Annotated in this window: 12 protein-coding genes and 1 tRNA gene; 4 read left to right on the forward strand and 9 right to left on the reverse strand. The window is 43.5% G+C overall.

Annotation, left to right across the window (positions count from 1 at the left end; genetic code table 11):
• Positions 1-37: 37 nt before the first annotated feature.
• On the reverse strand, positions 38-616 hold the full coding sequence (locus tag ACSW3C_RS10145) for a nitroreductase family protein (RefSeq protein WP_486562418.1): 579 nt from the start codon (positions 614-616) through the stop codon (positions 38-40).
• A gap of 169 nt (positions 617-785) precedes the next feature.
• Here ACSW3C_RS10145 and ACSW3C_RS10150 point away from each other — a divergent pair, with 169 nt between their 5' ends.
• Positions 786-1,622, forward strand: a complete 837-nt coding sequence (locus tag ACSW3C_RS10150) for a DegV family protein (RefSeq protein WP_486562419.1) — start codon at positions 786-788, stop codon at positions 1,620-1,622.
• A 40-nt stretch (positions 1,623-1,662) separates the two neighbouring features.
• Here ACSW3C_RS10150 and ACSW3C_RS10155 read toward each other — a convergent pair whose 3' ends face one another.
• From ACSW3C_RS10155 to ACSW3C_RS10165, 3 genes are all read right to left on the reverse strand, one after another.
• Positions 1,663-2,148 (reverse strand): amidase domain-containing protein, encoded by a 486-nt coding sequence (locus ACSW3C_RS10155; RefSeq protein ID WP_486562420.1) that lies wholly within the window; start codon positions 2,146-2,148, stop codon positions 1,663-1,665.
• A 112-nt stretch (positions 2,149-2,260) separates the two neighbouring features.
• Positions 2,261-2,503, reverse strand: a complete 243-nt coding sequence (locus ACSW3C_RS10160; RefSeq protein ID WP_238079542.1) for a hypothetical protein — start codon at positions 2,501-2,503, stop codon at positions 2,261-2,263.
• Between the two features lie 106 nt (positions 2,504-2,609).
• On the reverse strand, positions 2,610-3,362 hold the full coding sequence (locus ACSW3C_RS10165; protein ID WP_486562422.1) for a polysaccharide deacetylase family protein: 753 nt from the start codon (positions 3,360-3,362) through the stop codon (positions 2,610-2,612).
• A 283-nt stretch (positions 3,363-3,645) separates the two neighbouring features.
• Here ACSW3C_RS10165 and ACSW3C_RS10170 point away from each other — a divergent pair, with 283 nt between their 5' ends.
• Positions 3,646-6,174 (forward strand): EAL domain-containing protein, encoded by a 2,529-nt coding sequence (locus ACSW3C_RS10170; RefSeq protein ID WP_486562424.1) that lies wholly within the window; start codon positions 3,646-3,648, stop codon positions 6,172-6,174.
• Positions 6,175-6,315: 141 nt separating this feature from the next.
• Here ACSW3C_RS10170 and ACSW3C_RS10175 read toward each other — a convergent pair whose 3' ends face one another.
• Both ACSW3C_RS10175 and ACSW3C_RS10180 read right to left on the reverse strand, forming a co-directional pair.
• Positions 6,316-6,594 (reverse strand): hypothetical protein, encoded by a 279-nt coding sequence (locus ACSW3C_RS10175; protein ID WP_486562425.1) that lies wholly within the window; start codon positions 6,592-6,594, stop codon positions 6,316-6,318.
• A 503-nt stretch (positions 6,595-7,097) separates the two neighbouring features.
• Positions 7,098-7,170: transfer RNA gene (locus ACSW3C_RS10180), tRNA-Ala, on the reverse strand.
• A gap of 67 nt (positions 7,171-7,237) precedes the next feature.
• Between ACSW3C_RS10180 and ACSW3C_RS10185 the strand changes: the two genes are divergently transcribed.
• Together ACSW3C_RS10185 and ACSW3C_RS10190 are read left to right on the forward strand one after the other, a co-directional pair.
• Positions 7,238-8,257 carry a DUF2804 domain-containing protein gene (locus ACSW3C_RS10185; protein ID WP_486562427.1) on the forward strand — a complete coding sequence of 340 codons (1,020 nt, stop codon included), beginning with the start codon at positions 7,238-7,240 and terminating at the stop codon, positions 8,255-8,257.
• A gap of 108 nt (positions 8,258-8,365) precedes the next feature.
• Positions 8,366-8,836, forward strand: coding sequence for a YusW family protein (locus ACSW3C_RS10190; protein WP_486562428.1), 471 nt, complete (start codon positions 8,366-8,368; stop codon positions 8,834-8,836).
• A 45-nt stretch (positions 8,837-8,881) separates the two neighbouring features.
• On the opposite strand, the gene ACSW3C_RS10195 is transcribed toward ACSW3C_RS10190, so the two are convergent.
• The 3 genes from ACSW3C_RS10195 to ACSW3C_RS10205 all read right to left on the reverse strand — a co-directional run bounded on the left by ACSW3C_RS10195 (position 8,882) and on the right by ACSW3C_RS10205 (position 13,547).
• A complete protein-coding gene (locus ACSW3C_RS10195) occupies positions 8,882-10,711 on the reverse strand; it encodes an ABC transporter ATP-binding protein (protein WP_486562430.1) in 1,830 nt (609 codons plus the stop codon).
• Positions 10,692-12,434 (reverse strand): ABC transporter ATP-binding protein, encoded by a 1,743-nt coding sequence (locus ACSW3C_RS10200; RefSeq protein ID WP_486562431.1) that lies wholly within the window; start codon positions 12,432-12,434, stop codon positions 10,692-10,694. Before ACSW3C_RS10200 ends, ACSW3C_RS10195 begins: the two co-directional genes overlap by 20 nt.
• A gap of 207 nt (positions 12,435-12,641) precedes the next feature.
• A complete protein-coding gene (locus ACSW3C_RS10205) occupies positions 12,642-13,547 on the reverse strand; it encodes a DMT family transporter (RefSeq protein ID WP_486562433.1) in 906 nt (301 codons plus the stop codon).
• Position 13,548: the final 1 nt, after the last annotated feature.

Consider the following 13,548-nt stretch of genomic DNA (forward strand, 5'->3'; position numbering starts at 1 on the left):
TCAAAAAAAGCACCCAGTCGCCTGGATGCTCTTCTTGTTACTCTTCTTTTCCGAAGAACGTTACGATATCTTCCAACGGTTTGCGTACGCGATTTTTTGGAATGTCGTCGAAATAACCAAATTGCAGCATGCTGATAATGCGCTCTTCTGGTTTAACACCAAGCGCTTCTCTGAATTTTGGATTGTCGATGAAAGGTGGTGTTTTCCAACATGTGCCGATGCCTTTATCCCATGCGAGCAACATCACGTTTTGAATAAACGTGCTAGCTGCCGCGAAGTCTTCCAGCCTTTCTTTTTGGCGAACATCCTCCGGCACGACGACGAATACGACAGCACCGGGTGTTGTGAATTTCTTCATCTGTTTTTCCAAGTCTTCCTCGGATAACTCTTTCCATTTCGGAACTCCGTACTCCTTTAACAGTTCCTGCAATTTCAAGTGCTCCTGATTTGCCGCCACAATCACTCTCCAAGGATTTCGGTTGCCGTGATTCGGCGCCCAGCGTGCGTCCTCAAGTACCGCCAATATATCATCGACATCGACCGGTTGACCGTTGAAATTTTTGACCGACCGGCGATTGACGATTGCATCTCTGACTGATAACGCTTGTTCATTCATCTATTGAACTCCCCTTTTTACCATACTAGCGACCATTATACACTATTGCTGCTTTCCGAGGAAAACAACGGACTGTCTTCGTTCTCTAAAACTATTACTATTCAAACAAATTACTTTCGATGATATAATATTCCTACGGTCGTAAATAAACTAAAAAAGGATGGCCCCTATGGCAAAAAAACCGTTAGCTTGGATTGTAGACAGTACTGCGTACATTCCGAAAGAATTAAAAGAACATCCGGATTTCTATTGGATTCCGCTCAATATACATTTCGGGGACAAACAATTTGTTGATGGAATTGATTTGTCGCCTTCCGAGCTGTATGAAAACATTAAAGGCGCCGTCGAATTCCCGAAAACGTCCCAGCCGTCTGCCGGTGAGTTCGCTGAGCAGTTCAAACAACTGGCAACCGAATATGAGCAAGCGATTGCCGTTCATATTTCCGGAAAATTAAGCGGAACCCTTGCCTCTTCGATGGCAGGAGCTGAAATGGCTAATTTCCCAATTACGTTCATCGACTCTCTGTCCCTCTCGTATGGAATTACCGGCTTGATTCAAAAAGGGATGGCGATGCATGAATCGGGTGCAACTGTGGATGAAATCAAGCAGCAGCTCGAATCCATGGCAGGCACGATGAACAATTATATTCTCATCGGACAATTGGATCAGCTATATAAAGGCGGCCGGATGAGCGGCGTGCAATTTTTCCTTGGCAGCCTGTTGAAAGTTAAGCCGATCATTCAACTATCGGACATCGGAACACTTGAGGTGTTCGACAAAGTTCGATCTGAAAAGAAAGCGCTTCAATATCTTGTGGATAAAGTGTCCGCCAGCCAGCCTTCTCACATTCACCTGATGCACGGCAATGTTCCGGATCAGGCCGATCAGCTGAAGGATATGCTCCTCCAAAGCAACCCTGAACTTATTGTAGAAATCGGTGATATTAGCTCCACTCTCGCAGTTCATGCGGGAGAAGGCACACTGGCCGTTTTATGGTTTGAATAAAAAAAGAGGGAGCCTCCTAGCTGGAGAGCTCCCTTTCGCATTAGGAAAAATGATCGTTCACTTTAAAAAATAAGTATTTGGCATTCGGGGAATATGCATAGGAATCCTTGTAATCCCATGTCCGCTGATAAGCATCGTACGTATGGGCATTGACGAGCGGCATTTCGCCATCCTTCGCCGTCACAATCGTCGTATGATCATACCGCCCGTCGCCTTGGAAGTCATAACAAATCAGATCACCCAAATCCAATTCTTCTGGCGAACTGACCTGCGTGGTTGTCAGTCCCTTCTTCGATCCGCCTAAAAACCAGCGCATGGAATGGGCAACCGACCAACTGAAACTCCATGTCCCTCCTTGCATCCACCAGCCACGTTCACGATTGGGATATCCATACATCGGCGCTCCGCCTGCCAATAGACATTGGGAGATAAAATTGGTGCAGTCCACGTCAAATGAATGAAAATCAGGATTTCGTCCATTCCACCATTTATTCGCATAGGCGACAGCCGCTTCCCTGTTATACATAAAAACGCCCCCTCAGCCCATCTTATGAACTGAAAAGGCTTGGAATGCGATTTATTCAAGGTAAATAAAAAGAAGCCTTCTGACGGGAGGCTCCTTCTCATTTGTTGTGCAATCATCTTTTCTTCAAACGATTTTGCAACATCTTATAGTCAATGAACACCCCGATAAAACCGACCGGGATGCCACCTCCACAAACTGAAAGGAAAAAGAGGAAAACGTTGACCTTCTCCATCACCTGGAATAAGTAGTAGAAGGCCAACATTGTTCCAAAGGCAGCGAAAATCATCGTGAAATAGTACGTTATCGGGGCATTTTCCAAAACCGCTTGGTCCTCACTCGTCATTTTCCGACTCATACGATACCCTCTTTTCTTGGAACAATTATTATGCCTATTTCATTATTACCCTTTTTTCAATTTTCAATCCTGAAAAGTGGACGTTGTGACCCCCGAAATATGCCCGTCATTTGTAGTTTTCGATTTGACGGTCTTCATTATTTTCTTTAGTTTTTTCATTAATTTTCATCATGTCGGAAATTGTTACAAATGTATACCCTTGCTTTTCGAGGGCGGGAAGGATTTTTTCTAACGCTTCTACTGTCTGTCGTCGGTTGCCGCCTCCATCATGGAATAGCACGACATTCCCTTCTTTAGCTCCGTTCAAGACAAAGCCTACAATTTTATCGACTCCCGGGTTTTTCCAATCCAATGTATCCAAGTGCCATGACCACATAACCAGTTTGTATCCCTCTTTTGAAACGGCTTGGACAATTTCATCGGTGTACTGCCCTTCGACAGGTCGGAATAATTTGGAGGATTGTCCCGTAATGGAATAAATCACTTCATCCGTCTTTTTCAATTCCTGAATTAACTGTGATACATTCATTCGGCTTTTGTGGGAATACGTATGATTGGCCAGTTCATGCCCCTCCTCATACATCCGCAACACAATATCCGGATTTTTCTCGGCATTAGCACCCACGATGAAAAACGTCGCTTTCGCTTCATGTTTTTTCAGAAGGTCTAATATTTCGGTTGTATGTTTCCGATGGGGCCCGTCATCAAACGTCAATGCAATCACTTTTTCTTCCGTATTAATTTCCCATATAATTTGTCCAGCCTCTTCGTAATGCTTCCTTCCTTTATCTGCAAACGTTCTGCCGTATACTCCGAAAACAATAATGATGATGATCAGCGGCAATACAAATCGTTTCAAGACCCCACTCCCAAACAAAAGTTATTTGTTGTTAGTATTCGTCTTTGTGGCGAAACGATGCATGCAACTAGGACATTTATTCTTTCAGGCTGAGATCACGGTTTATTAGAGGAATAATTTTACTAATTTATTCTCTTTAATAATATTCATCCTTAATTAAAGACCAAAAAGAAATTATTATGTGCATAACATAAAATGTACTTGTCAAATAGAACAGACTAATATACTATTCTTCTTAATAAGACTATCGAATTATTAATCTCTGATAAAAGGGGCGAAAGTAATGGTTTCTAAAATGCTTAAAAAGTGGAAATCCACTCCTTACATACCTATTAAAAAGAACTTCTTAGACCATATTGAAGATAATGAATCAGATAGCCTATTAGTATTAATTGATACGACAGGCACTGTAGTTAATGTTAAAGGGAAATTAGCTGTAGATCACACATGGGATTATAAATCTCTCATAGGTAAAAACTACAAAAATTTTATTCACCCTGCGGATCTTAACAAATTTGAAGTGCTTTTTAATTCCGTTCGTTTAGGTAATATCCGTGTGGCTGAAAATATCAGCTTAGATTATCAAGGTGTTTTCAGCTTTAATTTTTCCGTATTTCCCGTATTCGCTGAAAACGGACATATAGATACTATCTGTTGTTTAATTACCGGAAATACAAACAAAGATGCTTCCATCGTTTCCTTCGGTAATGTTCACCAGTTTGCTACTCATTCTCAAGAAATCGTCGGCTTATTGGACCTCAATGGAGTAATCCAATATAAGAGTTCTTCCGCCAATTCTTTATTGGGCTATAAGAACGATGACCTGATTGGCAAAAAATTTACCAAGTTTCTACACCCAGAAAATGAGTATCTATTTAAGGAAATGTTTAAAGAGATTATTGAAAAACCGGAAATTCCAATATCAACAGAACTGAGCATCAGGGATTCTTCGGGCGAGTGGCAGAATTATGAAGTAACGTTTACGAATCACCTACATAACGAGGAAGTTAAAGGCATCATTTATATTTGTAGAGATATTACCGAAGTGAAGAAGAGTCAATCCAAGATATCCTATTTATCCACCCATGATGAATTTACCGGACTTCCTAATCGAAAGGCCTTTGAGGAAAGAGTGGATTTGGAGATAAAGCTGTCCAATACCCTTAACAAATCATTTGCAGTAATTTACCTCGACATTGATGGATTCGAGTTTTTAAATAATGTTATTGACCACCACCTAAGTGATGTGTTCATTAAAGAACTTGTCTTTACGTTAAAAAACCACTTCAAGCGAAATATTGAGTATGTTGCCAAAGTAAGTGACAGTGGCTTTTTTATACTGACGAAAAATCTTCAAGACACAGCATCCATAGTGAAATTTTCTGAGGAACTGGCATCCTTTTTTGAAGAACCTGTTGAATTTCAAAACTATAAAATAATAATCACCACAAAGATGGGCATTAGTGTTTTCCCGTATACGGGCAAAGATACATCTGAACTTATTATGAACTCGAAATCGGCATTGTACTTAGCAGATAAGATGGGGGCCGATCAATTTAGAGTCAAATCTGAATCAGATCTTAACAGACTGAATAAAATGTTTTCTTTACGCAATGATTTGAAATTCGCATTACATAGAAATCAATTTAAGATTTATTATCAGCCGATCGTACATGCAAACACAGGATTAATTGAAGCAGTTGAAGCATTGATCAGATGGGAACATCCTGTTCATGGATTAATATCCCCAAATGAATTTATATATCTGGCGGAACAGTTTGAAATAATGGATTCCATAGGAGAATGGACTTTCAATACGGTGTTTCGAGATCTATCTCGTTGGCACAGCAGAGGTTTTGATGTGAGAGCCGCTATTAATGCCTCAGCCAAACAATTAACCAATCCGAACTTTGTCAAAATGATCGGCGCCAAAGCTGCCGAAAATAAAATTGAGCCCAAATGGGTTGATATTGAAATTACTGAAAAACACCATTTTAACGAAAAGCTAATTTTAAAGAAAATCGATGAGCTTAAACAACAAGGTTTCCTTATTTCCTTAGACGACTTTGGAACCGGATATAACTCTTTGAAGAACATAAAAATAATCCAGCCGAATAAAATTAAATTAGACAAGTCATTCATTAAAGAGCTGTCAGGAAATTACAGCTCCAACAGTATAGTAAATTCGGTACTGCAAATGGCAAAGGACCTTTCCATCGTCGTAATAGGGGAAGGAATAGAAACAACTGAACAAAAAGATATTTTAGTCAACAAAGAATGTGATTATTTACAGGGCTTTTTATTTAGCCGACCGGTAACACCGGAAAATATGGAGAAATTGCTTGAACGACAGTGGAACCAAGCAGATCAGCCTGTGCCCATTAACGATGAAAAAAGAAAATATTTTAGAATTGAACTTCCATTTCCTCTGGAAGCATTAATGACCGTATCTGAGCTGAATGGAAAGAAAATTCAAGTGAGCAAGGCACGTGTATTAGTAAAAAATATTGGACCAGGCGGTCTTCTCTTTGTCTCAGACATAAAGTTACCTAAAAACGCAGATCTTGTTCTGAAATTCGAACTTACTCTCTTTGGAGACACCCACTCATTTTTCGGCACGATTGTTCATACTTCCAATAAAAACAATCTGAATTATACCGGTGTTCAATTTAAGGCAAAAGATAGCCAACTAAGCAAACATATTAGCCTGTTTAATAGGCTGCAATTAAAGTTGCAAGATTCCCCTATTTTTCCTAATCACTCGTTTGTATTGGAGAATGTAAATACCTATTTTCGCCGCAAGCAAGCTTGAAGCTGTCTATCTCTAATGAAGTCCACAGCGGGATCTTATCTCGCTGTGTTTTTTATTCGCGACCTATCTTCCTCTGCAGCTCGCAGGAAAAGTCATTTAGCCAAAATGTGAACTAATATATTTACTCAAGGATCCGATTCTTCATCCGCTGTTAGCCCAGTAAATTAAACCAATGATAAAATATATAATTACTGAAATCGGTACTACAAGACTTAATAAAATTAATTTCTTTTTATCTTTATTCTCTTTCAAAGCATTAAAGTGAATGGCTAATGTAATGATGGACACTATTAAAGTCGAATTGTGCAAAAATGATGTAAATTTATATATTGGTTCATTGACAATTAAACTATAAATAACAGATATTAGAAGAAACATAGAGGTTAAAATTGCTAAATTAGTGTTAGTGAATATTTTCAATTTTCATCCTCCTTCCCTAAAATCTCATTAAACTAAACTGCCCCGTTAGTGGAAGGACATCATTTCATAATATTTAATATATTTTAACATATATTCCTCATTTTCCTTCTATAATTTCTTTTCAATATCCAATCAGCAAGTGTTTTAACAAGTGAATTAGCAAAGGCACATAAATTTATGCTCTCTTGTTAATACTTGTGCTAATTGTGGTACCAATTCATCAATAGAACGCATCTAAATGTTGATGCAACATCAAAAACGGGGACACCAATTCATATGCGAATTATGTCCCCGAATGCTGTGTTTTTTTGTTCTCTTCCCATCAACCAAACCCGTTAAGACTAGTGCTCCTCGTTTTTTATTGCCGTTTTGCATGTCTTGTTTTTATTTCACTTAGAGTTTACATCATCTTTACATCAACCGTCATTTCCAACCGCTTTTAACGTCATTAAAGCAAAATAAAAAACCCTCTCAAGAGTTAATTTGAAAGGATTTTCGTAAGATGGAGCATACCGGGTTCGAACCGGTGACCTTCACACTGCCAGCGTGACACTCTCCCAGCTGAGCTAATGCCCCGTATATCTGATACAATAAGAGTATACCAAACGATTTTGAAAAAGACAACAGATTGGGGGAGATCTCCTTGCAGCATGCTGAGAGGGAAATTACGGAGCCTGTGCTTCTTTGTGATAAGAAAGGCCAGTTGAATCCGGGGGCTATCGGGTATGCGCGCCGTCCGATCATTCAGAGCAATCTGAAGGGTCATTTCATGCGAAAGAAGAAATGGAACTATTGGTGTGTGTTCGGGGAGGATCTTCTGTTTTCTGCGACCATCAGCCATTTGGATTATGCGGCGGTCTGCTTTGTGTATATGCTGGACTATGAGACGCAGCGGTTTTATGAGAAGCAGATTACGTTGCCGATCGGGCGAAAGATCAAAATGCCGGAAGAGGTGCTGGGCAATGTGAAGTTCATGAATGAACGGATGTCCGTCCAGTTGGTGCATTTGCAGGGAGAGACCCATCTTTCTGTCACCATTCCTGACTTTGACAGTGAAGTACTGCATGCCGACTTGCATATTAAGCATCCCGCGCAGGATGAGTCCCTGAATGTAGTCATTCCGCGGAGCCGGGATGTTTTCCAATTCACCGCGAAGCATCATTCCTTGCCGACTGCCGGCTTCGTAAAAATCGGTTCAAAGCGCTATGATTTTAATCCCGATTATAGCTTTGCCGTGCTGGATTACGGACGCGGCATCTGGCCAAGGGAAGCGCAGTGGAATTGGGCGATGGCCTCGCAACGGGCCGGCGGGCGCCGGATCGGACTCAACTTTGGAGGCAAATGGACAGACGGCACCGGCATGACGGAGAATGCCGTGTTCATTGACGGGAAGATGATGAAAATCCATGAAGATGTCCTTTTTTCATATAATCCATCCAATTACATGGAACCGTGGAAGATCAAAACCCGATTTTCCGATAAAGTCAGCGTGACGTTCACCCCCTTCTTTGAACGAACCGCTACAACGAATGTCCAATTGGTTCAAACCGAAGTGCATCAGACCGTCGGCTATTTCAACGGACGCATTAAGCTGGATGACGGCTCCTTTTTGCTAATTAGGCAAATGCTGGGCTGTTCGGAGGATCATATTGCGAAGTGGTAACTAACCGGCGCTTGCCGGTTTTTTTTATTCCGAAAGTCCTCGGTTTAATTTCCACAAAAGAAGGAAAACTACTAGTAGCAGATATTACGAAGGGATGGTTATGCACGGATGAAAAAAATCCTACTGTTCGGTACCTTGTTAGTAGCCTTTGTTTTCGTGCTGGGCGCATGTGGAAATAAAAAAGACGACACGAAAGGCACGGACCCGAGTAAAGATAGCGTGCAAAATATTAATGACCAAGACGGCGGATCAATGAATACCGGCAACGCCTACGGATTCGATCACTTTGATTTGCAAATCGAAGTCGATGGGAAAGAAGCCATAAAGGATCAATATACAATGGAGAAGGAACTTACCGCCATTTACGTGAATAAACTGACTGGCGTTGACTTGAGAGATACGCAAGCGATGAATGAACTGGATAAGTTTTTCAAGGAGATTAATCTTACAAAAGACACGTCCAAAAAGCGTGCGTCAGACGATATTCTCAAATGGTATGGCCTGGACAGCTTTAGTAAATTCTATTTAAAAGTGCATTTTGATGATGGAAATGAATTAAATATTGAAGAAGTGAAGTAAACGGCAAAATCCCGAAGATGCGACCAACTGCATCTTCGGGATTTTTTATACTTTTGCTTCCAGCAGCATTTGATAATAAACGCCTTGCCGCTCGATCAACTCGTCCTGGCTTCCTGATTCGATCAGTTTTCCTTGCCCCATGACATACACTGTATCGGCTTTCCGCACCGTATTCAGACGGTGGGCAATGACGAAACTGGTGCGCCCTTCCATGAGCCGTTCCAATGCTTCTTGAATTTCCAGCTCCGTCACGGTGTCGATGCTGCTCGTTGCCTCATCGAGCAGAAGGATGACCGGATCAGCAACGAGTGCACGTGCAATGGAAAGCAATTGCTTCTGCCCTTGCGAAATCTCACCGCCGTCCGCTGTCAACACGGTCTCATACCCGTTTTCCAGTCGGGAAATGAATGTATGGGCATTCGCCTTTTTCGCCGCCGCAATCACTTCTTCATCTGTCGCATCCAGACGTCCATAGCGGATATTCTCCATAACCGACGCCTCAAATAAGAATGGATCCTGCAGCACGAATGCCATTTGATTGCGCAGCGTCTTGCGCGGCAGCTCATTAATTGGTATGCCGTCAATTAAGATTTGGCCAGCATCGGTTTCATAGAAACGGGCCAGCAATTGCATGATCGTTGTTTTTCCGGCTCCTGTCGCTCCAACAAATGCGGCGGTTTCTCCAGGTTTCACATGGAAAGATACGTTTTGAATGGTATAGCCATCCGTGTCGACGGCATAGCCGAACGAAACATCCCGGAATTCGACATCGCCTTTCAATATCGTGTCCTGATGATCTGTCGCCTCATCCTTTTCAATCGGCTCATCCATAATCTTGAACACGCGCTCCGCCCCCGCAATCGCGGAGAGGACAGTGTTGAACTGGTTCGCGAGATCATTCAACGGACGCGTGAACTGGCGGGCGAATTCGGAGAAAATAACGATGGTTCCAATCGTCACAAGGCCATCGCTTTTCAGAGCGAGCAATCCGCCGACGCCTGCCACGATCGCGAAGCTAGCATTGTTCAGCATGTTCATTACCTTTGGAATGAAACCGGAGTAAGTCAACGCCCAAAAGCCGGTGCGGCGAAGCCTTCCGCTCTTATCCGCAAACTCCTCCATCACCCGTTCTTCCTGTGAAAACGCCTTGACGATCCGTTGTCCGGAAATTGTCTCTTCAATCATCCCGTTCAGTGAACCGACCGCCTGCTGCTGTTCTTTGTACAACAGCCCCGTCCTTCTCGTAATCCACCGGATCGCCGTGAACATGACCGGAACGATGACCATCGTCAAAAGCGTCAAAATCGGGCTAAGGTAGAGCATGACGGCCAGTGTGCCGACGAGCGTCAAAATACTGGAAAAGACCTGTATGAACGAGGAATTTAACGTCTGGCTGACGTTTTCAATATCATTCGTCACCCGGCTCATCAGTTCCCCATGCTGCCGTTTATCGAAAAACGTAACAGGCAGCTTTTGCAAATGTTCGAATAAGTTCGTCCGCAAACGATAGACCGTTTGCTGTGCGATGCCGACCATCCAGAAGCTCTGTAAATATAAAGCCAGCGACTGACCGGCGTAAATCACAACCAGTAAGCCGATCACAGTTCCGAGACCATCGAAGTCCTTCGGAATAATGTAGAGATCAATTATTTTCCCGATTAAGAGCGGACCCAGCAAGGCAAGTACCGAACTGACAAAGACGAGGGCAAGTACAGTGATCAACAAGCCGCGCTGTTCATCAACCAGCTTCCAGATCCGGAGCAAAACCGATTTCCAGTCACTCGCTCGCTCGACCTTCTTCCTGCCAGGTCCTTTAATATCCTCTTTCTTCAGGATCGGCTCATACCCGAACGGTTTACGAATTGCTCGCAGCATCGATGATCACCTCCTCTTCCGATTGCGACTCCGCTATTTTCCGATATAAAGCAGACTGCTTCATTAAATCGGCGTGCGTTCCATAGCCAGCGACTTTTCCTTCATCGAGCAAAAGGATTCGGTCCGCCCCTTTTGCCGTCTGGATTTTTTGCGTCACGACAAGCATGGTCGCATCTTCACTTTCCAGCGCTTCCCAAAGAGCCATCTCGGTCTTGACGTCCAGCGCACTCGTACTGTCATCAAGAATAAGAATAGATGGTTTTCTGACAAGCGCCCGAGCGATGGAAAGCCGCTGCTTTTGCCCGCCAGACAGATTGACACCCTTCTGTCCGACACGCGTTTCGTATTTCTTCGGAAAGAGATCGATTGATTCATGGATTTGCGCTTTCCGAGCCGCTTCTTCCAGCTCATCGGGCGCCGCTTCCGCATCTCCCCACGAAAGATTATCCAAAATGGATCCTGTAAATAATATCGACTGCTGCGGAACCAGTCCTATTGCATCTCGCAATTCCTTCAGCGGCCACTCTTTCACTTCCACTCCGCTGACATAGATATTGCCCTCGGTGGATTCAAAAATCCGGGGAATGAGGTTCAATAAGGTAGATTTCCCTGAACCGGTCGCCCCCATAATCGCCAGCTTCTCTCCAGGCGACACATGGAATGTAACGTGATCTAAGATTGGCTCAGGTTTTCCGGGATAATAAAAGGAGACATCCTCGAACCGTAGATCGCCTTCCAATGTCCGCATGCTGGAGCTTTCAGCGCCTTGCATCTCTAAATCCTCATCGGCAAGCAGTACTTCTTCCATCCGTTCGGATGATGCTTTCGCACGCGAGAATGCCACAATGATAAAAGCGAACATGGAGAAAGCACCCGTCATCCGCATGGCATAGTTAACGATGGCCACAAGTTCCCCTACTTGCGCACCGCTATTTCTAATTTCTGCCGCACCGAACCAGAGGACAGCAAGCAGGCTGAGGTTCATAATGAACATAAGTACCGGCAAGATCAATTCCATATTCCGCATAGCCGTAACCGTATCGGTTCGAAGCGATCCCGCCACTTTCGAAAATCGGCTTGCTTCATACATTCCGCGCAAATACGCTTTGATCAGCCGAACCGCCTGAAGATTTTCCTGTATGACCCGGTTTACACGATCCAAACGGCGTTGCACTTTTGCAAATAGCTTTACGCCTCTCCGTGCCATAATGAAGAGGAATATGAGCAAAATCGGCGCACCGACGACGAGATACAGCGCCAATTTGACATTAACAAGAAACGCCATGACCAAGCTACCGATAACGAGAAGCGGTGCTCTAAGCATGATCCGGAGACTCATGAATAAGGTGTTTTGCACCATGGTCACATCACTGGTCAAACGGGTGATAAGCCCCGCTGTCGGAAACCGCAGAAACGTTGCCATAGAAAACGCCTGCACTTGCCTGAACAAAGCCTGGCGAAGATCGAACGCAAAGCTTTGTGAAGCATGGGCCGCAAAAAATGAATTGACGGCCCCTGCGAAGAACGCAACAAACGCAAGCCCCATCATGGCACTTCCCCATGTCCAAATAACTGTTGTATTGGAAGCCAAAATCCCATCATCAATAATTTTCGCGATGAGCAAAGGCTGAATTAGCTCTACTGCCAGTTCCAAGAGCATGAGGACAAGGGCGATGAGAATCGGCCATTTATACGGCTTCGCATAAGAAAAAACTGTCTTCATTCTTCGAACCCCCAAGAACTCTTTCGTTTTACGAATTATTTTTCGACTGTTACCTATTATGCCATATGCGACTCTTCATGTATAGGATGGAGTTTGAATGATTTGACATTTCTCAAAATCAATAAAAGATTTCGCCGTACAAAAAAAGAATTGCCAATAAAGGAGTGGCACTTCACTCTTTTATCGGCAATATTTTTTCCAGCACTTTTATTCTTCTTCCTTCGCCTTGCTCCCCGCCACCGACAGCCCGGTCACACCGATCAGCATGATCAATGCTCCAGCCAGCTGCCACTTGCCAAGAACGCTTCCGAACCAGATAACGGAAATGATCATCGCAGTCAATGGTTCGAAGCTTGATAGTATGCTTGTCTCGACAGGCGAGATGTACTTCATACTGCCGAGGAATAAAAGGAACGCAACCGTTCCGACTACAATAACGAGCGACAAAACGGTGACAATGCGCCAATCGCTTAAATAGACAAAATCATCGCCCAGCTTTGTTATATTAGCTGCTAATAACACCGCCCCGCCGATCAGCATCCCCCATCCAACCACCAGGAGGACACCCCATTCACTCATCAGCCGGGCAGGGTACAGTGTGTAAAAAGCAAACGTGAAACCGACAGCCAGTCCCCAGGCAACTGCAGTAGCGCTAAGCGCAAACCCGGACAACGTGCCATTCGTAAGTAAAAAAAACAGTCCCACCATCGTCACAATCATGCCAATTACTTGCGCAATCGGCGGCAGTGCCTTCTGCCGGATGGAAACGAATAGTATGATATAAATCGGGGCTAAAAATTGAAATAGAGTCGCAATGATCGCATTGCTGGAATTGATAGACCCGACAAATGTAAATTGAACGCCAAGCATGCCAAAGATCCCAAAAATGATCATTTGTCGCAGCCAGACTTTATACCTCATTGGGCGAAAGATATCTTGTCCCTTCACCTTCAAAAAGGCCAAAATAAAAAAACCCGCAATCAACAAGCGAATTGTCAGCATAAAAGAAATGGACATGTCGCTAGTTGACAGCATCCATTCCATCATCGGGCCGGTCGCCCCCCACATCATGGCGCCGGAAATGATCATCAGAATACCTTTTAATCTATTCATT

It is taken from the genome of Sporosarcina sp. AD_1 (assembly GCF_057373025.1).

What these genes read in the sequence shown, in the direction of transcription:
- ACSW3C_RS10195 (WP_486562430.1), bottom strand. Translation starts at nt 10,711, where the DNA reads ATGCTGCGAGCAATTCGTAAACCGTTCGGGTATGAGCCGATCCTGAAG.
- ACSW3C_RS10155 (WP_486562420.1), bottom strand. Translation starts at nt 2,148, where the DNA reads ATGTATAACAGGGAAGCGGCTGTCGCCTATGCGAATAAATGGTGGAAT.
- ACSW3C_RS10205 (WP_486562433.1), bottom strand. Translation starts at nt 13,547, where the DNA reads ATGAATAGATTAAAAGGTATTCTGATGATCATTTCCGGCGCCATGATG.
- ACSW3C_RS10170 (WP_486562424.1), top strand. Translation starts at nt 3,646, where the DNA reads ATGGTTTCTAAAATGCTTAAAAAGTGGAAATCCACTCCTTACATACCT.
- ACSW3C_RS10190 (WP_486562428.1), top strand. Translation starts at nt 8,366, where the DNA reads ATGAAAAAAATCCTACTGTTCGGTACCTTGTTAGTAGCCTTTGTTTTC.
- ACSW3C_RS10145 (WP_486562418.1), bottom strand. Translation starts at nt 616, where the DNA reads ATGAATGAACAAGCGTTATCAGTCAGAGATGCAATCGTCAATCGCCGG.
- ACSW3C_RS10150 (WP_486562419.1), top strand. Translation starts at nt 786, where the DNA reads ATGGCAAAAAAACCGTTAGCTTGGATTGTAGACAGTACTGCGTACATT.
- ACSW3C_RS10200 (WP_486562431.1), bottom strand. Translation starts at nt 12,434, where the DNA reads ATGAAGACAGTTTTTTCTTATGCGAAGCCGTATAAATGGCCGATTCTC.
- ACSW3C_RS10160 (WP_238079542.1), bottom strand. Translation starts at nt 2,503, where the DNA reads ATGAGTCGGAAAATGACGAGTGAGGACCAAGCGGTTTTGGAAAATGCC.